This is a genomic window from Cupriavidus sp. D39 (assembly GCF_026627925.1).
GTDB lineage: Bacteria > Pseudomonadota > Gammaproteobacteria > Burkholderiales > Burkholderiaceae > Cupriavidus > Cupriavidus ulmosensis.
Genome location: NZ_JAPNLE010000001.1, coordinates 389678 through 412283 on the forward strand (window position 1 = coordinate 389678; position 22606 = coordinate 412283).

The window sequence follows — 22606 nt, forward strand, 5'->3', positions numbered from 1 at the left end:
CGCTATCCTTCCGTCTTGCCCCAAGGGAAGATCTCATGGATGAGCCCCGGAGCAAAATGGCAGGAGGGCGCGTTCCAGCGCGGGGAATTTCGCTCACCTCGGCACTGATTGCCAACATCGCCTTGCTCACCGCCGTCATCGCTATTCTCTGCGCTAGCCTCATAGCGCTATGGGGAGCGCAGGATATCCACAGCCGGGAGAGTGAGCGTCTTGTCGACACGGCCCGGATAATAGCCAGGCAGATATCGCTCGATCTCGACGAACGGTACCGCGATACCCGCACCGTTCGCGACCTGTTCGAGCGCGAGCTGGCGGACGCAACCATCCAGCAGAAGCGTGAAGTTCTGGAGCGAATGCGCGCCGCCCACGCGTACTTCTCCTGGCTGGGCGTGGCCTCGGCAAATGGCCAGATCGAACTCGGCACTGAAACGCTGCTGGAAGGCGGTAGCGTTGCGCAGCGCGACTGGTTCGAGGGCGCGCTCAACAGCCCGGCATTTTTCGGCAACCTTCATCCGGCCAAGCTACTCGAGCAGCATATTCGCAATCCGGACGGCGCGCCGCTGCGCCTGCTCGACATCGCGCTGCCTCTGCGTAATGCGGACGGCCAGGCGACGGGTGTTCTTGCCGGCCATCTGAACTGGCGGATGATCGAGGACGCGGTACGTGACGGCATCGAAACGTCGCCAGACGCTTCCCCGCTTGCAGCTGCCGTGGTGAGTGCCGACGGGGTGATTCTCTACGACACGCAAGGCGCTACCGGCGAAGCCCGTGCATTGCTCAAGCAGCTCGCGCTCGGGCAGATGATCGAGGCCACCTGGCCGTCGGAGCGGCAGACGTCACTGCTGGTTGCGGCACCCCTGCCGCTGGGGCACGTCTTTACCGGCCTCGACTGGCGCATTGTTCTGCGCGAGTCCGCACCGGCCGTCAGGGCGAGCATAACGCGCATGACGTGGCGGATCGTCGGCGTCTGCGCGTTAGTGGGCCTGGTGTTCTCGCTGCTGGGCCTGCTTACGGTACGCACCATTACGCGCCCGCTCCAGGCGCTGGTTGGCCAGATATCGAGATTCGGCGAAACAGAGGTGTTACCGGAAACAAGCGTCAGCGATCGCATTCTGGAGGTGCGCGATCTTCAGACTTCCTTTCTGGGAATGGCAGCCAGGGTTCGCGAGCAGAAGGCGCTGCTGCGCGAAACGCAGATCGAGATCGTCAGAACCCTCGGCCGCGCGGCCGAGTACCGCGACGATGAGACCGGCCAGCATGTATCCCGCATGAGCCTGTGCTGCGCCCACCTGGGCAGGCTTGCCGGCATGGATGACAAGGACGTGGACATGCTGCGGGTGGCCAGCCAAATGCACGATATCGGCAAAATCGGCATTCCGGATCATGTGTTGCTCAAGCCGGGCAGGTTCGACAGCGAAGAACGCGCCATCATGGAGCGTCATCCTGAGATCGGTGCCCGCATTCTCTCCGGCATGGATACGCCGTTCACCGTCCTTGCCCGTACGATTGCCCTGACCCATCACGAGAAATGGGATGGCAGCGGCTATCCGAATCGCCTGGCCGGCAGAGATATTCCGCTGGAAGGCCGCATCGTCGCCATTTGTGACGTTTTCGACGCACTGCTCTCGGATCGGCCATACAAGCAAGGGTGGCCGCTGGACAAGGTGGTGGCCTCTATGCGCGAGCAGTCGGGTCACCACTTCGATCCGAGGTTGCTGGCGCTACTATTGAGCCATCTCGATGAGTTCGTCCGGATTCGCGAAAAATTCCGCGATGAGTTTCGCGACCCCCAGTTTCGCGAAGCTTAGCTATGTGTAAGGCGTCGACCGACGAGCCGTGAATGGCATCAGTGGGGCGAAAGTACCCCGTCGGGACCCACTAGCGGATTATTGTCAGCCTGGCACCACATGTCTCCCAAATTTTTCGAGTACCGCGACTTCGAAGTGACGGCCTTTGCGGAGCGAAGCTTTACAGTCCCTTGGGTCGCTACGTATTACGCGTTTCCCTGCGCTGAGAGTTCAGCGGAGAGCGCGGAGGAGGTCCTGTCCTTCAAGTTTCTCTATGATGGCCAGAAACCCAGGCTGGTCTGGAACGCAGAGGAGACAATAGCGGAAGCGGCGGCTTTGGCAAGGGGGAGCCATCGACACAAAGCTGTTGATGGCTTAGCTGTGCGACCAGACCCTCCTTCATTCTTTAGCTCCAAAGCTTCCCATCCGCCGCCCCGATATGACGCAAATCGAGAAATTTTTCAGCCAGGAAGTCGCCGACGCCATTGGCATTGGCGCAGCTCTCCAGGCCGCTGATTTGGCCCAAAAGATGCACGAGACAATGGACCGGGCCAACGCAAGACTCATCGCTGCAGGCCGGCCCACTCTTCAAGAGCAATGGGTCAAAGTTGAACAGAGGATCGCATCCAGCAAAGTGGACCGCGAGAGACGGCTGCACGGGCCACCATGTTAGGATTCCCGGAGCGCTGTGAGGGCGCAATGGAAGAACAACGGAACAGTGCATACCGTGGCTTTGAAATGTCCCCGACCGTTGGCGGGGAGCCAACTGCGGGTTTTCACGTCGTTGCCTAGCGGGACCGGCCGTTTGGCGCCGTCTGGGTCAGTGCTAGACGGAAACTCCCATCCGCTCGCGCGCTGCTACACCACTGAGCCTGCAGCCCGCCTGCGACATCCCTTTCGGCAGGCCCGCCTGGATGCAAATGTGCTTCAATTCGGTGAAGTCCGCGAGGGCGTCATAACCGTGGAGCCGTCCAAGGCCGCTCTGCCGATAGCCGCCCGTCTCCGCTTCGGCGAACAGGCGGTTGTGGTCGTTGACCCAGACCGTGCCGTTGCGCAGCGCCCGCGCGAGGCGCATGGCGCGCTCGCCGTGCTGCGTCCAGACGCTGGCGGACAGGCCGAAGACGGTGTTGTTGGCCTTGGCCAGCGCCTCGCCTTCGGTCGCGAAGGTCTCGAATGTGACGAACGGCCCGAAGATCTCCTCCTGGCAGAAGAAGGCACTGGGGTCGCTGTGTTCCACCAGTGTGGGGCTGAGGAAGGCGCCGCGCGCGAGCGCGCCGCCCGGCATCGTGCCGCGCAGCAGGACCGTGTCCGCCTCGTCGCAGGCGCGCTCGACTTGCGCGCTCACCATCGCGCGCGTCGGGTGGTCGATCAGCGGGCCGATTTGCGTGTTGGGCTCGATGCCGGGCCCGAGGCGCAGCGCGGCAAGGGCCTCGGTCAGGTGCCGGCGCATCTGTGGCGCGATGGCTTCGTGCACCAGTACCCGCCGCGCGGCGGTGCATTGCTGGCCCGAGATGACGGTGGCAGCAAGCGCGAGCCGTTTCGCGACCGCTTGCGCGTCGACGTCGTCGAACACCAGGCAGCACGATTTCCCGCCGAGTTCCAGCGAGAGTTTTTTCACGCTGTCCGCAGCGGCGATCATGATCTTCTTGCCGGTTGCGGTCGATCCTGTGAAGCTCACTACGTCGCACGTCGTGCGAACGCACTAGGTGGTCCGCTGCCGCATAGCCCGTTTCGCAGACCAGATTGACGGCGCCGGCCGGCAGGGCCGTGCGCTCGAACAAGCGCAGCATGGCGGCTGTGAACAGCGTGGTTTGCGCTGCCGACTTGACCACTGCCGTGCAGCGCGCGGCAAGCGCTGGCGCGAGGGAGCGCACGAGCAGCACCGCCGGCGCGTTCCAGGGGACGATGATGGCGGCGACGCCGGCCGGCTCGCGCAGGATGGTCGATATCGTGCCTGGCTCGGGCTCCAGCACGTGACCCGGGATGTGCCGCGCCAGCCCGGCGTAATAGCGGACCTCTGAAATAGCGGCGCCGACCTCGCCCCGGGCTTGTGCGACCGGCTTGCCGTTTTCCGCGGTGAGCAGACTGGCCAGGCGCTCTCGCTCTGCCTCGAGCGCACCAGCCCAGGCTAGCAGCACGTCCTGGCGCAGGCGGGCATCCTGGCCCCAGGTGGTGCGCTCGAAGACATGGCGCGCGGCGGCGATGGCGGCTTCGGCTTGCCAGGTGCCGCCGTCCGCGAACTGCCCGATCAGGGTCCCGTCGGCGGGGTTGACGCTATCGGCGGAAGGCTCGCCGGTCCATGCGCCGGCAATCCAGTGTTGCGCGTTCATTCCATCTTCTCCTTGTTCAAGTCTTGGCTGCCGGCGGGCGTTGCCGCGTCCGACGTACGCTGGATCTCGCTGGCAATGATGCTGACCAGCGCCTCGGCCGCTGTGCTCAAGGGGCGGCGGGGGTGGCTGATGCGCACGATGTGCCGGATCAGCCGTGGCGCCAGGATGGCGTGCACGCGCAACGTGCCCCGGTCCACCGCGCGCTGCACCGCGATGCGCGGCAGGATCGTGGCCATGTTGGTTGACGCAACAAGCTTGACGATGGTGCCGAGCGCGTCGATCTCGTACTTGGGCGTGAGCATCATGTCCAACTGGTGCGCCGCGCTGTCGAGCACGCCGCGCAGGCCGTGGCGGTTGGTGGGCAGCACCAGTTCCACCGCGGGGAGGCTGGCTAGCTGGACCGAGCCGGGCAGGTCCGGGCCGTGGGCCGCGCTCGTTGCCAGCACCATTTCTTCGTCGAGCAGCGGCCGGGAGTCGAGTGACAACTGGGCGCGCGGCTTGTTGATGATGGCCACGTCCAGCTGGCCACCCGCTACCCAGTCGATCAGCGTGGTGCTGTAGCCGTCGGCCACGGTCACCTCGACCTGGGGATAGCGCATACGAAAGCTGGTCAGTGCTTCGGCGAGCGCGCCCTCGGCGATGGAGGCGATCAGGCCGATCGTGATGTTGCCGGAGACGACCTCGTCCCGTTGCACCAGTTGTTCGCGCGCATGCGTGATGTCGCGCATGATGGGCAGGAACAGCCGATACATCTGGCGGCCCGCGGCGGTCGGCGACATGCCATGCGCGCCGCGCTCGAACAGTTTTAGATTCAGCTCTTCTTCCAGCCTGGCGATCTGCATGCTCAGCGCGGGCTGCACGATATGCAGCCGCTTGGCGGCCCGAGTGACCGATCCGTCCTCGAACAGCGCGATAAAGTACTGGATCTGCTTTAAATCCATGTGCCCGAGTCGCCTCATTGTGTAATCATTAAAAATGATATTTGGAAATCAATACATATAAATCAGTGATCTCCAAGGCGGCGGATGCCAGCGCCGGCAATCGGCCTGAGGTGCAAAATCCACCGGGCGCAGCCTCTAAAGCGAAGATCGCTTCAGGTCTCTATTAGCGTTCAGCGCCTGTCGCCTGTCATCGGGTCAAACACGTATATCAGCAACTATGATATTTCGGATCAATAAACAGTATTAGACCTGATGCATCTTCCTGACTAGGCTTGCCTCACATTGAGTGCGGCCGGGCCAGTCTGGACCAGTCTGGCCTGGGCCGCACACCGACGACCCAGGAGTCACGCTATGCCCAGGCAACCCGCCGAAACGACGAACAGCGCGCCGCAAGCCGCACCATTGCCCGAAGGGGCGCTGACCCTGCGCAGCTGGCTGCGCCACCTCGGCAACACGGACCGGCTGGCTGCAATCGACGAGCCGGTGGCACTAGAGCACACCCTCGCAGCCGTCGCCAAGCGGCTCGATGGCGAGCGCGCGGCGTTCTTCCGCCGGCCTGGCGGCCATGCCGTTCCGGTCGTGAGCGGGTTCATGTCGCGCCGCGCGTGGATCGCCGAGGCGATGGGCGTGCCCGAGGCCGGCTTGCTCGAGCGCTTGCGCAGCGCCGCCGCGCAGCCTTTGCCGGTGAGCGAGGTGGCCCAGGGCGAGGCCGCATGCCAGCAGGTCATCCACCTGGACAAGGTGAACCTGCACAAACTGTTGCCCATCCCAACCCACAGCGAGCACGACAACGGTCCCTATATCACGGCCGGTCTGGCCATCGCGCGGAACCCGCGCACGGGCGTGCAGAACGTCTCGATCCACCGCATCCAGGTGCATGCACCGGACCGCATGGCCATCCTGATGCTGCCACGCCATCTCGATGCGTTCTACCGCGCGGCCGAAGAATGCGGCGAGGCGCTATCCATCGCCATCGTCATCGGCGTCGATCCTCTCACCATGCTGGCTTCGCAGGCCATCACGCCGATCGACCATGACGAGCTGGAGATCGCCGGGGCCTTGCACGGCGCGCCGCTTGCCGTGGTCAAGTGCCGTACCAGCGATGTGCGTGTGCCGGCCAATGCCGAGATCGTGATCGAGGGCCGGCTTCTGCCCGGCGAGCGCGAGATGGAAGGGCCCTTCGGCGAGTTTCCCAAGTACTACAGCAGCGCCGAGCCGCGCGAAGTCATCCAGGTCGACGCCGTCACGCACCGTCATCGCCCGATCTATCACACCATCGTGCCTGCGGAGATGGAGCACCTGCTGCTCGGGGCGATTCCGCGCGAGGCGACCTTGCTGGCGCATCTGCAGCGCAGCCATCCCGGGGTGCAGGATGTGCATCTGTCGGTGGGCGGCGTATGCCGGTACCACTTGTATGTAAAGCTCGACAAGAAGCGCGAGGGCGAAGCGAAGAACGTCATTCTCTCGGCGTTTGGCGCGCACTACGACATCAAGCAGGTGGTCGTGGTGGATACCGATGTCGACGTCCACGACCCGGCCGAGGTGGAATGGGCCGTCGCGACGCGCTTCCAGGCAGACCAGGACCTGGTGGTGATCGCCGGGGCGCAGGGCTCGGTGCTCGACCCCTCCACGACCGTCGCGGCCAGCCTCGCCGGCATCGACAATCCCGAGCCGCACCTGCAAGGCATCTGCGCCAAGATGGGGCTGGACGCGACCCGCCCGGTCAAGTACGCGGCGCATGTGTTCACGCGCGTGCGGATTCCCGGCGAGTCAACCATCGATTTACAGGCGCTGGTGTCGGTCGACCCATCGCACTGGGAAGCGTATCTCGGCGATGGAGCTTGATGCCATGGCCAGCCAGAGACGCATCATTGTCGGCATATCCGGCGCCAGCGGCGCGGCCATCGGCGTCAATCTCCTCAAGGCGATGCACAGCCTGGACGGCGTCGAGTCGCACCTCATCGTGTCGGCTTCCGGCATGCTCACCGCGACCCAGGAACTCGGCATCAAGCGCAGCGAACTCGAGGCGCTTGCCGACGTAGTGCATAACGTGCGCGATATCGGCGCGGCGGTAGCCAGCGGCTCTTTCGTGACCGAGGGCATGGTGGTCGCGCCGTGCTCGATGAAGACACTAGCGTCGGTGGCCAACGGGTTTTCCGACAACCTGCTGACCCGCGCCGCGGACGTGGTGCTCAAGGAGCGGCGGCGCCTGGTGCTGGTGGCGCGCGAAACCCCGCTGAACCTCGCGCACCTGCGCAACATGCTGCACGCCACCGAGATGGGCGCGATCGTGATGCCGCCCGTGCCCGCCTTCTACGCGCATCCGACCAGCATCGTGGACGTGGTCAATCACACCGTGGGCCGCATCCTGGACCTGTTCCAGATCGAGCACGACACGCTGGCCAGCCGCTGGTCGGGCCTCGCTCACGACTTTGCCGGCTGACGGCCAGCGCTGCGGACCGGGGCGCTGATCCCGGCCGAACTTTGAATACTGAACATGCAGGAGACAGACATGAAAACTTGGCTCGCCCATGCCGGGCTCGCTTTGCTGTTGCTGACGGGGCTTGCCCATGCGCAAGGCTATCCCACCAAGCCGATCCGCATCGTGGTGCCCTACCCGCCCGGCGGCTTCAACGACACGCTGGCCCGCATCGTCGGCAGCAGGCTCACCGCAGCCTGGGGCCAGCCCGTGGTGGTGGACAACAAGCCCGGCGCGGGCACCATCATCGGCACCTCGTTCGTGGCCAAGGCCGCGCCCGATGGCTACACGCTGCTGGTGGTGCAGTTCCCCTTCGGTGCCAATCCCTGGCTCTATAAGTCGCTGCCGTACGACACCCTCAAGGACTTCACGCCCGTCATCCTGGCAGGCCAGTCGCCGATGACCCTTGTGGTGACCAACGGATCGCCGATCCGCTCCGTGGACGATCTTGTCAAATCCGCTAAGGGCACGCCCGGCAAGATCAACTACGGCTCGTCGGGAAGCGGCTCGTCCAACCACCTTGCCATGGCGCTGTTCGAGCGCAGTGCCGGCGTCACGCTCGCCCAGGTTCCCTACAAGGGCAGCACGCCCATGCTGACCGATCTGGCCGGCGGGCAGGTCGAAGTGGCCTTCGACGCGTTGCCCCATGTGCTGCCTTTCGTGAAGTCCGGCAAGGTGCGCGCGCTTGCCGTCGCCGACCGGAGCCGCTTTGCGTCGCTTTCCACGGTGCCCACCATGGCCGAGAGCGGCCTGCCCGGCTACGACGCGTCATCCTGGCACGGCATTGTCGCGCCGGCCGGCACGCCCCCGGAGATCGTGCGAAAGCTGAACGCGCAGATCAACGACGCGCTGCGCACGGCGGATGTGCGCAATATCTTCCACGAGCAGGGCGTGCGCCCCGACGGCGGCAGCCCCGCCGACTTCTCTGCGTTTATCGGCAAGGAACTGGCGAAGTGGAAGCAGGTGGTGCATGACGCGGCCATCCCCTTGCAATGACGGAGCAACGACGCACATGACAAGGGGAGACCGCATGGATACGCCCAGGGAGCGTTTCGACTACGTGATTGTTGGCGGCGGGTCCGCCGGTTGCGTATTGGCCAATCGCCTGTCGCAGGACCCGGCCATCCGCGTCGCGCTGATCGAGGGGGCGTCGATACACCGCCGGACGCTGTGCCGGTGGAGATCCTCGACAGCTATCCGATGCCCTTGTTCTTCGGTGACCGGTATATCTGGCCATCGCTGCAAGCCCGCGCCGTGGCAGGGGGCAGGTCCAAGGTCTACGAGCAAGGGCGCGTCATGGGCGGCGGCTCCAGCATCAACGTGCAGGCCGCAAACCGCGGGCTGCCGCGCGACTACGACGAGTGGGCCGCGTCGGGCGCGCCCGGCTGGTCGTGGCAGGATGTGCTGCCGTATTTTCGCAACCTTGAGCGCGATGTGGACTACGGCAACAGCCCGCTGCACGGCAGCCACGGACCGGTGCCGATCCGCCGCATCCTGCCGCAGGCTTGGCCGCCGTTCTGCACGGAGTTTGCGCACGCGATGGGCCGCAGCGGCTTGTCCGCGCTGGCCGACCAGAACGCGGAGTTCGGCGATGGCTGGTTTCCCGCCACCTTCTCGAACCTGGATGACAAGCGGGTTTCGACCGCCATCGCCTATCTCGACGCGGATACGCGCCGGCGGGCCAATCTGCGGATCTATGCCGAGACAACGGTGCGCAAGCTCGTCGTATCCGGCCGGGAAGCGCGTGGGGTGATCGCCATCCGGGCCGATGGGTCGCGGCTGGCGCTGGACGCCGGGGAGGTCATCGTGTCCGCGGGCGCCTTGCAGTCGCCCGCTATCCTGATGCGCGCGGGGATCGGCGACGCCGGCGCGCTGCAGGCCCTCGGCATCGAGGTCCTGGCCGACCGGCCCGGCGTTGGCCGCAATCTCCAGGATCATCCGGCGCTGACGTTCTGCCAGTTCCTCGCGCCCCAGTACCGCATGCCGCTCTCGCGCCGGCGCGCCAGCATGACGGCGGCGCGCTTCTCATCGGGGGTGCCAGGTGGCGAGGCGTCGGACATGTACCTGTCCAGTTCCACACGGGCGGGTTGGCATGCACTCGGTAATCGGCTCGGCCTCTTCTTCCTGTGGTGCAACCGGCCATTCTCGCGCGGGCAGGTGAGCCTTGCGGGAGCCCAGCCGGATGTGCCGCCCATGGTGGAACTCAACCTGCTCGACGACGAGCGGGATCTGCGGCGCATGGTGACCGGCGTACGCAAGCTGGTGCAGATCGTGGGTGCGTCGGCCTTGCATCAGCATCCGGGTGATTTCTTCCCCGCTACGTTTTCGCCGCGCGTCAAGGCGCTGAGCCGCGTGAGCCGCGGCAATGCGTTGCTCACAGAGTTGCTGGGGGCACTGCTTGATGTCTCGGGGCCGCTGCGCAGAAGCCTGATCGCGCGCTTTTTCACGGGCGGGGCAAACCTGGCCAGCCTGCTGGCGGATGAGTCCGCGCTGGAGGGCTTTGTGCGCCAGAGCGTCTTCGGGGTCTGGCATGCCAGCGGCACTTGCCGGATGGGCGAGCATGCGGACCGGAGGGCGGTGACGAATGCGGCGGGCCGCGTTCACGATGTTGGCAGGCTGCGCGTCGTTGACGCTTCGCTGATGCCGCGGCTGCCGACGGCCAATACCAACATCCCCACCATCATGCTCGCGGAAAAGATTGCCGACACCATGCAAGCCGAGCGCCGCGCCGTCCGGCTGGCATCGAGCGAAGTTGCCCATCCGAGTTGAAAACCGAAGCTCAAATCCACGCTGAAGAACGAAGCTGCACGATGGCGCGCCACCGGCGGCTGGAACGAGGAGATAACGATGAAATACGATGACGAAATCCGCGCACGCTCTTACCGCTTCCGCGACGAATATGTCGCCGCCACCCCTGCGTGGTATCGCGGCGAATTGCATCTGGCCTTCACGCTGCTATTCACCGGCGGGGTGATTGCCTGGTGCGCGATGAAACTGCAAGCACCGACGCTGGCGCAGTGGCTCGCGATCGTGCCAATCTTCTTGCTCGGGAACTGGGCCGAGTGGGCCGCGCACCGCTATATATTGCATCGACCGACGCGCTTGTTCAGCGCGATCTATAAACGGCATTGCGCGGTGCATCATCGCTTCTTCACACATCTGACGCTTGAGTACAAAGGCCAGAAGCACTGGCGCGCCTTGTTGTTTCCGCCCTTTGCGCCGGTAGCCTTCGTGCTGGCGGCCGTGCCGTTCGCGCTGGTGATCGGCGTGGTGTTCTCGAAGAACGCGGGCTATATCGCGCTGATGACGATGGCGGCGTACTACCTGATGTACGAGGGCCTGCATACGCTGTCGCACATCACGGATAGCCCGCTGCTGGACCGGATGCCGTTCGTGGGGACCGTGCGGCGCCTGCACGTCACGCATCACGATCCTGAGCTGATGGCCACGCAGAACTTCAACCTGACCTTCCCGATCTGCGACACGCTGTTCGGCACGCGCAGCGATGCGCCGCGCGAGGTGCGCAGCCCGGTGGAAGGCCGGCGGTAGCCAGGGCCACTGCGCCAGGATCAGGCTGGCGTTCCGGATACCCTGCGGATCTCCTCGGCCACGATCGCGATCAGCGCGTCGGCGGCCGTGCTGAGCGGGCGCTGCGGGTGGCTCACGCACACCAGGTGGCGCACGATGCGCGGCGCCAGGATCGGGTACATGCGCAGCCGGCCCTCATCCACCGCGCGCTGCACCACGATGCGTGGCAGCACCGTGGCAAAGCGCGTGGCCTCGACGAACTGCACGATGGTGCCGAGGATGTCGATCTCGAATTTTGGCTGCAGCGTGACGTCTTCGATCTGCGTCGCGGCGTCCAGCACGCCGCGCAAGCCATGGCGTTTGGTGGGCAGCACCAGTTCCAGCCCGGGCAGCTTGGTGAGTTCCACCGCCGCCGGCAGTTCCGGGCCATGCTCGGCGCTGGTGACCAGCACCATTTCCTCGTCGTGCAGGGATTGCACATGGAGCGAGAGCTTGCCACGGGGCTTATGCACCACCGCCGCGTCGAGCTGGCCGGCGGAGACCAGGTCGATCAGCGTGGCGCTGAATCCGTCCGCGACCGATACCTCCACATTCGGGTAGCGCGCGTTGAAGCGCGCCAGCGACCCCACCAGCACGCTTTCCGTTTCCGACGCCACCATGCCGATGGAGATGCTGCCGGCCACCTGCTCTTCGCGTTGCATCAGTTGCTGCCGCGCATTGGCGAGGTCCCGCGTGATCGGCAGGAACAGCCGGTACATCATGCGGCCGGCGGCGGTCGGCACCATCCCGTGCGGGATGCGATCGAACAGCTTCTGCCCGAACTCTTCCTCCAGCTTGGCGATCTGCATGCTCAGCGCCGGCTGCACGATATTCAGCCGCTTGGCCGCGCGTGTGACGGAGCCATCTTCGAACAGCGCGATGAAGTACTGGATCTGTCTGAGGTCCATGCTAAGTGGGTCGATTCGGTATCAACGAATTTGTGTAACGGGACTGAGCGTATCAGCTTTTTTGCTGCGGCAGGCCTCGGAAAACCTGGCCGATATCTGGGGAAAACCCTTATCTTTCGCATGCGGTGAGGCCGCATGCGCCCACTAAGGACCGCCCTGCCTGGCATCATCAGAAGTGATTAACACAATCAAAAAACAATATTAGAACTAATACCATATTCTCACTAAGCTCCTGTTCAACGTTGCATGAACCGGCGGATTCGCCCACCGGGTCCGGCGCGCAGAACGGAGTCAGGAATGAGAACAAACGATGCTGGCGGCATGACCGGCACGACACAGGAGACAGCGGCAGCGGGTGTTTGCCCCGCGCCGCGACACGCTTTCCGTGCCGGCCCGCAATCCCCGCTAACCAGATGGACCGCCCCGGTCCCGCCACGCGGGAGGACCGGTCATGAGCGACAAGCGCAGCCTGCCGGCAGCAGCAGCGGCCCTCCACCTTGAATCCGCTGCGGCCGGGCGCCAGCGTCACGTGGGCCGCGCGATGGAGCGGCTCGAGGACGCCGCGATCCTCACTGGCCGTGGCCGCTATGGCGACGACCTGGGCGTGAAGCCCGGCACCCTGCACGCGGCCATCGTGCGTTCCCCGCATGCGCATGCCGAACTTGGCACCGTCGATGCCACCGCCGCGCTTGCCGCGCCGGGCGTGCACGCCGTGCTTACCGGCGCCGACCTGGCGGCCTGGTCGCGTCCCTTCGTGGTCGCCGTGAAGTCACCAATGGAGCAATGGGCGCTGGCCATGGACCGCGTGCGCTATGTGGGCGAGCCGGTGGCCGTGGTAATGGCCGAGAGCCGTGCCCTGGCCGAAGACGCGCTCGACCTGGTGCGCGTCACTTACCGCGTGCTGCCGCCGGTGGTATCGATCGAAGCCGCGCTGGCCGACGATGCGCCCATCCTCCATCCCGGCGTAGGCTCCAATGTGGTGAGCGACCGCCACTTCCGCTACGGCGAGCCTGAAGCCGCCTTTGCCGCGGCGCCGCACCGGGTCACGCTGACCGCGCACTATCCGCGCAACACCTGCACGCCGATCGAATGCGGCGTGGTGATTGCCGAGTTCCTGCCCGGTGACGAGGGCTACGACGTCACCTCCAATTTCATGGGGCCGTTCTCGCTGCATGCGGTGATGGCGATGGCGCTCAAGGTGCCGGCCAACCGGCTGCGCCACAAAGCCCCGCGCGATTCCGGCGGCAGCTTCGGCGTGAAGCAGGCCGTGTTTCCCTACGCGGTGCTGATGTGCCTGGCGTCCCGCAAGGCCGGCGCACCGGTGAAGTGGGTGGAAGACCGGCTCGAGCATCTCAGCGCCGCCACCTCCGCCACCGCGCGGCTGTCCACGCTGGAAGCCGCGGTGAAGGCCGATGGCCGCATCGTGGCGCTGTCCTATGACCAGGTCGAAGACTGCGGCGGCTACCTGCGCGCGCCGGAGCCCGCCACCTTCTACCGCATGCACGGCTGCCTGACCGGCGCCTACGACATCCCCAACCTGCTGGTGCGCAACCGGGTGGTGATGACCAACAAGACGCCCACCGGCCTGGTGCGTGGCTTTGGCGGCCCGCAGGTGTATTTCGCCCTGGAGCGGCTGGTGCAGCGCATCGCGACGCAGCTCGGCCTCGATCCGCTCGATGTGTATCGCCGCAACTTTGTTGCCGCCGATGCCTTTCCCTATCGCGCCGCGGCGGGCGCGTTGCTGGACTCCGGCAACTACCAGCTGGCGCTGGCGCGCGCGCTGGAAGAAGGCGGCTACTCCGAGCTGAAGTGCCGCCGCGAAGCCGCGCGCGCCGAGGGCCGGCTGTATGGCATAGGCTTTGCCGCCATCGTCGAGCCGTCCGTGTCCAACATGGGCTATATCACCACCGCCATGCCGGCCGAGGCGCGCAAGAAGGCGGGGCCGAAGAACGGCGCCATCGCCAGCGCCACGGTCAGCGTCGACCTGCTCGGCGGCGTGGTGGTCACCATTGCCTCGACGCCGGCCGGGCAGGGCCATATGACCGTGTGCGCGCAGGTCGTGGCCGACGTGCTTGGCGTGGACCCGGCCGACGTGGTGGTGAACGTCGAGTTCGATACCCACAAGGATGCGTGGTCGGTTGCCGCCGGCAATTACTCTAGCCGCTTTGCCGGCGCGGTGGCCGGCACCGTGCATCTGGCCGCCGAGCGGGTGCGCGACAAGCTGGCGCGCATCGTGGCGCCGCAGTTCGGCTGCACGCCTGCGGAGGTGGTGTTCGAAGACGGCCGCATTGCCCGCAAAGGCGCGCCCGAATCCGGCTTGCCCTTCACGCGCGTGGCCAGCAATGCGCCGCACTGGTCACCGCAGCAGTTGCCGGCGGGAGAGGAGCCGGGCCTGCGCGAGACGGTGTTCTGGTCGCCGCCCAACCTGGAAGCGCCGGATGAGAACGACCGCATCAACACCTCGGCCGCCTACGGCTTTGCCTTCGATATGTGCGGCGTGGAGATCGACCGCGCCACGGGGCGCGTGCGTATCGATCGCTACGTGACCGCGCACGACGCCGGCACGCTGCTCAACCCGGCGCTGGCCGATGGTCAGATCCGCGGCGCCTTCGCCCAGGGGCTGGGCGCGGCGCTGATGGAGGAGTTCCGCTATGGCGCCGACGGCAGCTTCCAGTCCGGCACGCTGGCCGACTACCTGATGCCGACCACCTGCGAGGTGCCCGATCCGGTGATCGTGCACCTGGAAACGCCAAGCCCCTTCACGCCGCTCGGCGCCAAGGGCCTGGGCGAGGGCAACAACATGAGCACGCCCCCTGCATCGCCAACGCGGTGGCGGACGCGCTCGGCGTGCAGGACATCCGCCTGCCGCTGACCCCGGCCAAGGTGATGGCCATGGTGGGCTTCGACGATCCGCCACCGTCTCGCCCCGAATTGCTGGAAGCCATACGCGAGGCCGCCGTGCCCGCGGCCCGCAAGGGCAGTGGCAAGGCGCTCACCGCGCGCGGCTCGGTGGATCTCGACGCCACGCCAGAAGCCATCTTCGCCGTGCTGCTGGACCCGCAGGCGCTGGCCAAGGTGGTGCCCGGCTGCCACGCGCTGGAGCGCACCGCCGAGAACCACTACCGCGCCGACGTGACGGTAGGGGTCGGGATGATCAAGGCGCGCTTCGAGGCGGAGATCGCCCTGTCGGACCTCGATCCCCCGCGCCGGCTGCGGCTGGCGGGCGCCGGCATGTCCTCGCTGGGCAGCGCGCGCGGCGCCGGCCTGGTGGAGCTGGTCCCGCATGGCAGCGGCACGCGCCTGAGTTACGACTACGAGGCCGAGGTATCCGGCAAGGTCGCCGCCGTGGGCGGACGCATGCTGGAAGGCGCCGCCAAGGTGGTGCTGCGCCAGTTGTTCGAATCGCTCGGCCGCCAGGCCGCCGGCAAGCCGGTACGGCCGCAAGGCTGGCTTGCCCGCCTGCTGGCCCGTTTGGGAGTCCGTCGATGAAACCATCCGCCTTCGATTATCTGCGCGCCGAAACCACGCAGCACGCGCTCGACGCGCTGGCCCGTGGCGGCGAGGGCGCGCGCGTGCTGGCCGGCGGCCAGTCGCTGATGGCGGTGCTCAACATGCGCCTGGCGCAGCCGCAACTGCTGATCGATATCTCGCGCACCGCCGAGCTGAACACGGTGCGGGTGGAAGACGCTCACCTGGTGGTGGGTGCCGCGGCCACGCAGGGCAGCGTCGAATGGCGCGCCACGCTGGCCGACGAGGTGCCGCTGCTGGCCATGGCCTTTCCGCATATTTCGCATTTCCAGATTCGCAACCGTGGCACCGTGTGCGGCTCGGTGGCTCATGCCGATCCGAGCGCCGAATTGCCCCTGGTGCTGACCGCGCTGGGCGGCGAGGTGGTGCTGCGCGCCGCGCGGCGCCGCCGCGTATTGCCGGCGGCCAGCTTCCTCCAGGGCATGTTGATGACGGCACGCGAGCCCGACGAGTTGGTGGAGGCGGTGCGCTTTCCGCTGCGGCGCCCCGGGGCGCGCTACGGCTTTGCCGAATTCTCCGCGCGCCACGGCGATTTTGCGCTGGTGGCCTGCGCGGCCACCGTGACCGATGACGCCATCGCGCTGGCGGTTGGCGGCGTGGCGGACCGGCCGGTGCTGGAAACCTGGCCGCGCCTGCAGGGCAAGGACCTGGAGGAGGCCATCAACGATTTCAGTTGGAAACTGGGCGCGCAGGACGACGCCCATATCAGCGCGCAGTACCGCCGGCACCTGGTGCGGCAACTGGGCATGCGTGTGATCGAGGAGGCAAAATGAGCAAGACCACCAAGGGCGCCGAATCCGGCAAGCCCGCCGAGATGATGCAGCGCCAGGAGCGGCGCCGCATCACCCTGACCCTGAACGGCCGCGAACGCAGCGGCCATTGCGAGCCGCGCGAGCTGCTGTCGGATTTCCTGCGCCACGAGCTCGGCGCCACCGGCACCCACGTTGGCTGCGAGCACGGCGTCTGCGGCGCCTGCACGGTGCGGGTCGACGGCGTAGCCGCGCGCTCGTGCCTGATGCTGGCCGTGCAGGCCGAGGACCGCACCATCGATACCGTCGAAGGCCTGGCGCCGGCCGATGGGCTAAGCGACCTGCAGGAGGCCTTCCGCCGCCACCACGCGCTGCAGTGCGGATTCTGCACGGCCGGCATTCTGATGTCGTGCGCGGACTACCTGGAGCGCGTGCCGGAACCCAGCGAAGCGCAGGTGCGCGACATGCTGTCCGGCCACCTGTGCCGCTGTACGGGCTACACCCCCATCGTGGCCGCCGTGCTCGACGTAGCCGCGATCCGTGCACGGGCTCGCCCTGCTGCTGCCGGCGTAGTTACCGAGGAGGCCTGCGATGCTTGATCTCGGCCGCACCTTCCTGCAGAGCGTGGAGCGCAGTCCGCATGCGCCCGCCATCGTCGATGGCGACCTGATGCTCACCTATGCGCAGTGGTACGAGCGTATCCGTTGCGTCGCGTCCGGCCTGCGCGAGATTGGCCTGGAACCGGGCGACCGCCTGCTGGCCGTATTGCAAAACCGCTGGGAAATGGCCACGCTGCACTGGGCCTGCCAGTTCGCCGGCATCGTGATGGTGCCCCTGAACTGGCGCGCCAAGCCTGAGGAGCTTGATTATTGCGTGCAGGATGCCGCCGTCAAGGCGCTGGTGTTCGAGCCTGTCAGCTCCGATGCCGTGCTGGCCAGCCCGGCGGCGCAGGCCGTGCCCTGCATTGCGCTGGACTGCGCGGCGGGCGGCTCGATGTCGTTCGCCTCGCTGCTGGACAGCGTTGCGTTGCATGACGCCCCGGTGGCCGAAGCGAGCGCTGTCTCGCTGATGCTCTACACCTCGGGCACCACCGGCAAGCCCAAGGGCGTGCCGCGCCGGCACCGGCAGGAGCGCGCCGCCGCGCTCGCCCACGTGGCCCAGAACCTGTATCGCCATGGCGAGCGCACCCTTGGCGTGATGCCGCTTTACCACACCATGGGCGTGCGCTCGCTGCTGGCGATGGCGCTGGTGGACGGCCTGTTCGTCTGCGTGCGGCGCTGGAACGCCGGGCAGGCGCTCCAGGAGATCGCCACCCACCGGATCACCTGCCTGTACCTGGTGCCGACGCTGTACCACGACCTGCTGGCCGATCCAGGATTCGATCCCTCGGCGATCCGCACCGCGACCAAGCTCGGCTTTGCCGGCGCGGCGATGAGCGACGGCCTGCTGCGCCGCCTTGCGCTGGCCTTCGAGCCGGAGCTGTTCGTGAACCACTACGGCTCATCGGAGGTGTACACCTTCAGCATCGACCAGCGCGCCACCCGCAAGCCCGGCAGCGCGGGGCGCGCCGGCATCAACACGCGCCTGCGCGTGGTGCGCCTGGACGCCCGCTCGCCCGACGATCTGGCGGCCACCGGTGAGGAAGGCCAGATCATCGCCGACCTGCGCGGCGATGAGGCCTTCGAAGGCTACTGGAACCGCGACGACGCCAACGCCAAGTCGCTGCGCGACGGCTGGTACTTCACCGGCGACACCGGCTACTTCGACGCCGAGGGCGACCTCTTCGTCAGCGGCCGGGTCGACGACATGATCATCAGCGGCGGCGAGAACATCTCGCCGGTCGATATCGAGTCGGTGCTGTCGCTGCATCCGGCGGTGGACGAAGTGGCGGTGGCCGGCGTGCCGGACCCGCGCTGGGGCCAGAAGGTGGTGGCCTTCGTCAAGTCGCGCGGCAACGTCGATGCGCAGGCACTGGATACCTACTGCCGCGGCTCGGACCTGGTGAACTTCAAGCGCCCGCGCGATTACGTCTTCGTGGAGGAGATCCCCAGGTCGCCGGTCGGCAAGATCCTGCGCCGCAAGCTCTCCGCCGGCGAGTACGAGCCAGCCTCGCATTCCGGCAACCCTGACCTCAATCTCAACCCCAACCCCAACCCCAACCAGGCAGCGGACGCCACGCCTGTCGACACGATCAAGGAGTAAGACATGACCCAGGGAACCGAACTGATCCATCCCGACCAGCAACGCCTGCAACAGCTCGACGGCTTCTCCGTGGAGATCAATGCCGCGCGCGAGCGCGCGGACATCATCCTGCACCGTCCGCCGTACAACGTGATCGCCATGGCGGCGCGCGACCAGCTGCGCGCCGTCATCGAAGCACTGGATGCCGACGAGCGCGTGCGCGTGATCGTGCTGCGCTCGCAGGGCGAGCATTTCTCCAGCGGCGGCGATATCAAGGGCTTCCTGGAGGCCTCGCCCGAGCACGTCTCGCAGTTGGCCTGGAACGTGGCGGCGCCGGCGCGCTGCAGCAAGCCGGTGATTGCCGCCAACCGCGGCTATTGCTTCGGCGTGGGCTTTGAGCTGTCGCTGGCCTGCGACTTCCGCATCGCCACCGAGACCACGCAGTACGCGCTGCCGGAGCAGAAGCTCGGGCAAATCCCTGGCTCGGGCGGCTCGGCGCGCCTGCAGAAGATGGTAGGCATCGGCCGCACCAAGGACATCGTGATGCGCTCGCGCCGTATCTCGGGCAAAGAAGCCTACGAGTGGGGCATCGCGGTGGAATGCGTGGCCGACGCCGAGCTGGAAGCCGCCACCGATGCGCTGGTCGACGAACTGCGCGGCTTCTCGCCGCTGGCGCAGCGCACCGCCAAGAAGCTGCTCAACGACACCGAGGACGCGCCGCTGTCGATCGCCATCGAGCTGGAAGGGCATTGCTATAGCCGCCTGCGCAGCTCGGACGATTTCCGCGAAGGCGTGGAAGCCTTCCACGGCAAGCGCAAGCCGGCGTTCCGCGGCAACTGATGGAAATCGCGGGCGCGCCGGCAAGGCCGCCCGCATCCCGGACGAACTGACCGGATAACGATGCCCGCTGCCACGGCGCAAGCATCGCGGGGAGCGCTCGCCTGCCGGCAAGGCACCGCCCGGGCGCCATCGCTGCCGTAATGATCCAAGCAGAGATCCAAATCAAAGGAGACAACAATGGAAGCCGTAGCAAAGAAGAGTACAGAGACGATCAGCGAGGCGCTGCCAGCGGCGAGCAATCGCCAGGTGTTTGGTGCCGTGACGGCGTCCTGCATGGGATGGGCGCTGGACCTGTTCGACCTGTTCATCCTGCTGTTCGTGGCGCCGGTGATCGGCAGGCTGTTTTTCCCGTCGGAGCACGCGATGCTGTCGCTGGCTGCGGTGTATGCGTCGTTTGCCGTGACGCTGCTGATGCGGCCGCTCGGCTCGGCGATTTTCGGCTCCTATGCCGACCGCCACGGCCGCAAGGGCGCGATGGTGGTTGCGGTTACCGGCGTTGGCTTGTCCACGGCGGCGTTCGGGCTGCTGCCCACGGTGGGACAGGTGGGCCTGCTTGCGCCAGCCTTGTTCATCCTGCTGCGGCTGGTGCAGGGGATCTTTGTCGGCGGCGTGGTGGCATCCACCCACACCATCGGCACTGAATCGGTGCCGCCGTCCTGGCGCGGCGCCGTCTCGGGGCTGGTTGGCGGCGGTGGCGCGGGTATCGGGGCACTGCTGGCTTCCATCACCTACATGGCAATGACTGCGCTGTTTCCCGGGGATGCGTTCGACACCTGGGGTTGGCGCTGCATGTTCTTCTCCGGCATCATCAGCTCGGTGCTCGGCCTATTCATCTTCAATTCGCTGGAGGAGTCGCCGCTGTGGAAGCAGTTGCAGGCGGCCAAGGGACATGCCGCTCCGGTTGAGAACCCGTTGCGTGTCCTGTTCTCCAGCAAGTACCGCGGCGTCCTTGTTGTCAACATCCTGCTCACGATCGGCGGTGGCAGCGCCTACTACCTGACCTCAGGCTATCTGCCGACCTTCCTCAAGGTCGTGGTAAAGGCTCCGGCGGGCGCATCCGCGGCCATCCTGATGGCCAGCAGTGTCGGCGTTATCGTGGCATCGATATTTGCCGGTCACCTCAGCACGCTGATTGGTCGCAAGCGATCCTTCCTGCTGATCGGCGCCTTGAACGTGGTGCTGCTGCCGTTGATCTACCAATGGATGCCCGCGGTACCGGATGTCACCACGCTTGGCATGTATGCCGTGGCGCTGGCGATGCTGGGCAGCATGGGTTTTGCTCCGATCCTCATTTTCCTGAACGAACGGTTCCCCACCAGCATCCGTGCCACGGGGACTGGCCTGTCATGGAATATCGGCTTTGCCATCGGCGGCATGATGCCGACGTTTGCGTCGCTGTGCGCGAGCACCCCGCCGACCTGCCAAAAGTGCTGGGGATCTTCGTCGCGGTGGTCACTGCCATTTACCTGGCCGGTGCGGCGATCGTTCCGGAGACCGCCGGCCGCCTTGGGGAAAAGTGAGGGTGACTGCGCAGTTAGGGAAACCCGGCCGTTCAGGACTGTCGCAGGACTGGACGGTCAGGCATCCCTTCGTGCGCTGGCATGGGCCTCGACGGCGCCGCTGCGTCCAGGCGCTGTTTTGCCCAGTTGCGATGTTCGAGGGCGCGCCAATCCCGATGTGCAAACAACTGACTGGAGAGCCCTTCGCGATATGTGGTGTTGGCTCAAATGTGGTCTTGCGGCGCCCGAGCCGCGATCCTGACAGGATCCGGCCGGCCGAACGCCACATAAAAAGCCTGCTACAAGGACCGGAGAAACGCCATCAGCGCGGGATCTTTGGCCCACCGCCTATTCGCCTTTCGATCGCTAGGGATAGTCAGCCGCGCCAGGGCGTTAGCCTTCGTCTCCAAATCAATTTCGGCGTAAACGTTGGTCGTATCGATGGAGACATGACCAAGCCACGCCCGTACGGTATTGATATCGACGCCGGATCGAAGCAGGTGGGTCGCAGTTGAATGTCTAATGCTGTGCGGGCTGACGCGCTTGGATGCGAGCGAGGGCATATTGGCTCGCGCCTTGACAGCGTAACGCTCTACGACCGCGTGAATACCGAAGCGCGTCAGGGGTTGCCCACAGCGATTGAGGAATACCCGTTCCTGCGGTGGTCGTTGGCCAGCGAGGTTGCACAACTCTTGCACGGTGTCGGGCCATAGCGGACACTGGCGCCATTTGCGTCCCTTGCCGAGAACGCTCACGCTGCTGGAGATCGCATCGGCGTTGCCGATGGTCAGGTGGGCCGCCTCGTCCGCCCGCGCACCGGCATTGTAGAGAAACAGCAACAGGGCGTAGTCACGGCGACCTTGAGATGTACGTCGATCTGGACAAGCAAGGAGCGCATCCATTTCAGCTTTGTCGAGATAGGGCACCACCGCTCTTGTAGTCTTCTTGTAGGGGATGCAGCGCAACTGGGTGCACCATTGGATATGTTCCGGGCTGTGCTCGCCAACGAATCGAGCCAAAGCATGGATAGCAGCCAGACGCTGATTCCGCGTCGCAACGCTGCATCCGCGACAGACTTCGATGTCTGAGAGGAAGTCCCGGACGATCTCGGCCGACACATCTGTCATTGCCAGCCGGTCGACCGGTTTGTGGGTTTGACCTGAAACGAAAGGGATCAGTTGGCACAGCGTGTCGCGGTAGCTCTGCTGGGTGTTGCGAGCGAGGTTCCGCTCGCCAATCAGGTACTCGAGCAGGAAACGCCGGACCCATGGGCCAAGTAGCATTGTGTCACGCATGATCGTCACCTCCCCGGGCGTAGCGCTCGAATCGTAAGCTCGCCTGTTGCAGCAGCTCTGGCGTCATGGTCAGGTAGTGTTGGGTGGCGGCAATATGCACGTGACCAAGATAGGTTGCCAACTGAGGCAGCAAGCGTTGTACATCGGCGCCTTCGCGATACCAGGAGACCAACCGGGTAACCGTATAGGTGTGCCGAATGTCATGAAGTCGTGGCTGATACCGTGCACTATCGTCACGACGTACCTGTGCGCGTTCACGCAATTGTTTGAAGGCATACTCGGCGCCGGCTCTGGACAGGCGATGTCCGCGTTCCGTCAACAGGAAGGCAGCGTCGCGGTTGAGCGGCGGCCATTTGTTGCGTTCGGCGGCATACTGAACCAGCACCGACGTTAGATCTGGTCCGGTCGGCACCAGCCGTGTCTTGTGGCTACGCCGCTAGCGGCGTAGCCACAACTATGCCGAATTCACGGCAATGCCGATCAAGCTGGGATCGGATCCCGA

General features: G+C 65.8%; 14 protein-coding genes and 4 pseudogenes. 13 read left to right on the forward strand and 5 right to left on the reverse strand.

Annotation, left to right across the window (positions count from 1 at the left end; translation table 11 throughout):
- Positions 1 to 122 precede the first annotated feature (122 nt).
- Both OMK73_RS02000 and OMK73_RS02005 read left to right on the forward strand, forming a co-directional pair.
- Entirely contained in the window at positions 123 to 1808 is a 1686-nt protein-coding gene (locus tag OMK73_RS02000) for an HD domain-containing phosphohydrolase (RefSeq protein WP_267600465.1), read from the forward strand.
- A 418-nt stretch (positions 1809 to 2226) separates the two neighbouring features.
- A complete protein-coding gene (locus tag OMK73_RS02005) occupies positions 2227 to 2460 on the forward strand; it encodes a hypothetical protein (RefSeq protein WP_267600466.1) in 234 nt (77 codons plus the stop codon).
- A gap of 153 nt (positions 2461 to 2613) precedes the next feature.
- On the opposite strand, the pseudogene OMK73_RS02010 reads toward OMK73_RS02005, so the two are convergent.
- Both OMK73_RS02010 and OMK73_RS02015 read right to left on the reverse strand, forming a co-directional pair.
- A pseudogene (locus OMK73_RS02010) lies at positions 2614 to 4117 on the reverse strand (aldehyde dehydrogenase family protein).
- Positions 4114 to 5058 (reverse strand): LysR family transcriptional regulator, encoded by a 945-nt coding sequence (locus OMK73_RS02015; RefSeq protein ID WP_267600467.1) that lies wholly within the window; start codon positions 5056 to 5058, stop codon positions 4114 to 4116. The pseudogene OMK73_RS02010 and the gene OMK73_RS02015 overlap by 4 nt, the downstream one beginning before the upstream one ends.
- A 351-nt stretch (positions 5059 to 5409) precedes the next feature.
- Between OMK73_RS02015 and OMK73_RS02020 the strand changes: the two genes are divergently transcribed.
- The 5 genes and pseudogenes from OMK73_RS02020 (at position 5410) to OMK73_RS02045 (ending at position 11086) form a co-directional block, all read left to right on the forward strand.
- The gene (locus OMK73_RS02020; RefSeq protein WP_267600468.1) at positions 5410 to 6903 is read left to right on the forward strand and encodes a UbiD family decarboxylase; all 1494 of its coding nucleotides are present in this window, start codon (positions 5410 to 5412) and stop codon (positions 6901 to 6903) included.
- Between the two features lie 4 nt (positions 6904 to 6907).
- On the forward strand, positions 6908 to 7501 hold the full coding sequence (locus tag OMK73_RS02025) for a UbiX family flavin prenyltransferase (protein WP_267600469.1): 594 nt from the start codon (positions 6908 to 6910) through the stop codon (positions 7499 to 7501).
- A gap of 69 nt (positions 7502 to 7570) precedes the next feature.
- Entirely contained in the window at positions 7571 to 8533 is a 963-nt protein-coding gene (locus OMK73_RS02030) for a tripartite tricarboxylate transporter substrate binding protein (protein ID WP_153955549.1), read from the forward strand.
- Between the two features lie 34 nt (positions 8534 to 8567).
- Positions 8568 to 10306, forward strand: a pseudogene (locus OMK73_RS02040) (GMC family oxidoreductase).
- A 78-nt stretch (positions 10307 to 10384) separates the two neighbouring features.
- Entirely contained in the window at positions 10385 to 11086 is a 702-nt protein-coding gene (locus tag OMK73_RS02045; protein ID WP_267600471.1) for a sterol desaturase family protein, read from the forward strand.
- A 20-nt stretch (positions 11087 to 11106) separates the two neighbouring features.
- Here OMK73_RS02045 and OMK73_RS02050 read toward each other — a convergent pair whose 3' ends face one another.
- Positions 11107 to 12012, reverse strand: a complete 906-nt coding sequence (locus OMK73_RS02050) for a LysR family transcriptional regulator (RefSeq protein WP_267600472.1) — start codon at positions 12010 to 12012, stop codon at positions 11107 to 11109.
- Positions 12013 to 12463: 451 nt separating this feature from the next.
- Between OMK73_RS02050 and OMK73_RS02055 the strand changes: the two are divergent.
- The 6 genes and pseudogenes from OMK73_RS02055 to OMK73_RS02080 all read left to right on the forward strand — a co-directional run bounded on the left by OMK73_RS02055 (position 12464) and on the right by OMK73_RS02080 (position 20830).
- Positions 12464 to 15501: pseudogene (locus OMK73_RS02055) on the forward strand (xanthine dehydrogenase family protein molybdopterin-binding subunit).
- Positions 15498 to 16313 (forward strand): FAD binding domain-containing protein, encoded by an 816-nt coding sequence (locus OMK73_RS02060; RefSeq protein WP_267600474.1) that lies wholly within the window; start codon positions 15498 to 15500, stop codon positions 16311 to 16313. Before OMK73_RS02055 ends, OMK73_RS02060 begins: the two are co-directional and overlap by 4 nt.
- On the forward strand, positions 16310 to 16888 hold the full coding sequence (locus OMK73_RS02065; RefSeq protein ID WP_267600475.1) for a (2Fe-2S)-binding protein: 579 nt from the start codon (positions 16310 to 16312) through the stop codon (positions 16886 to 16888). The genes OMK73_RS02060 and OMK73_RS02065 overlap by 4 nt, the downstream gene beginning before the upstream one ends.
- A complete protein-coding gene (locus tag OMK73_RS02070) occupies positions 16881 to 18491 on the forward strand; it encodes an AMP-binding protein (protein WP_267600477.1) in 1611 nt (536 codons plus the stop codon). Before OMK73_RS02065 ends, OMK73_RS02070 begins: the two co-directional genes overlap by 8 nt.
- Positions 18492 to 18494: 3 nt before the next feature.
- Entirely contained in the window at positions 18495 to 19310 is an 816-nt protein-coding gene (locus OMK73_RS02075; protein WP_267600478.1) for an enoyl-CoA hydratase/isomerase family protein, read from the forward strand.
- A gap of 177 nt (positions 19311 to 19487) precedes the next feature.
- A pseudogene (locus OMK73_RS02080) lies at positions 19488 to 20830 on the forward strand (MFS transporter).
- Positions 20831 to 21108: 278 nt separating this feature from the next.
- On the opposite strand, the gene OMK73_RS02085 reads toward OMK73_RS02080, so the two are convergent.
- Together OMK73_RS02085 and OMK73_RS02090 are read right to left on the reverse strand one after the other, a co-directional pair.
- Positions 21109 to 22104 carry a tyrosine-type recombinase/integrase gene (locus OMK73_RS02085; RefSeq protein WP_267600479.1) on the reverse strand — a complete coding sequence of 332 codons (996 nt, stop codon included), beginning with the start codon at positions 22102 to 22104 and terminating at the stop codon, positions 21109 to 21111.
- Positions 22097 to 22519 (reverse strand): tyrosine-type recombinase/integrase, encoded by a 423-nt coding sequence (locus tag OMK73_RS02090; protein ID WP_267600719.1) that lies wholly within the window; start codon positions 22517 to 22519, stop codon positions 22097 to 22099. The genes OMK73_RS02085 and OMK73_RS02090 overlap by 8 nt, the downstream gene beginning before the upstream one ends.
- Between the last annotated feature and the right edge of the window lie 87 nt (positions 22520 to 22606).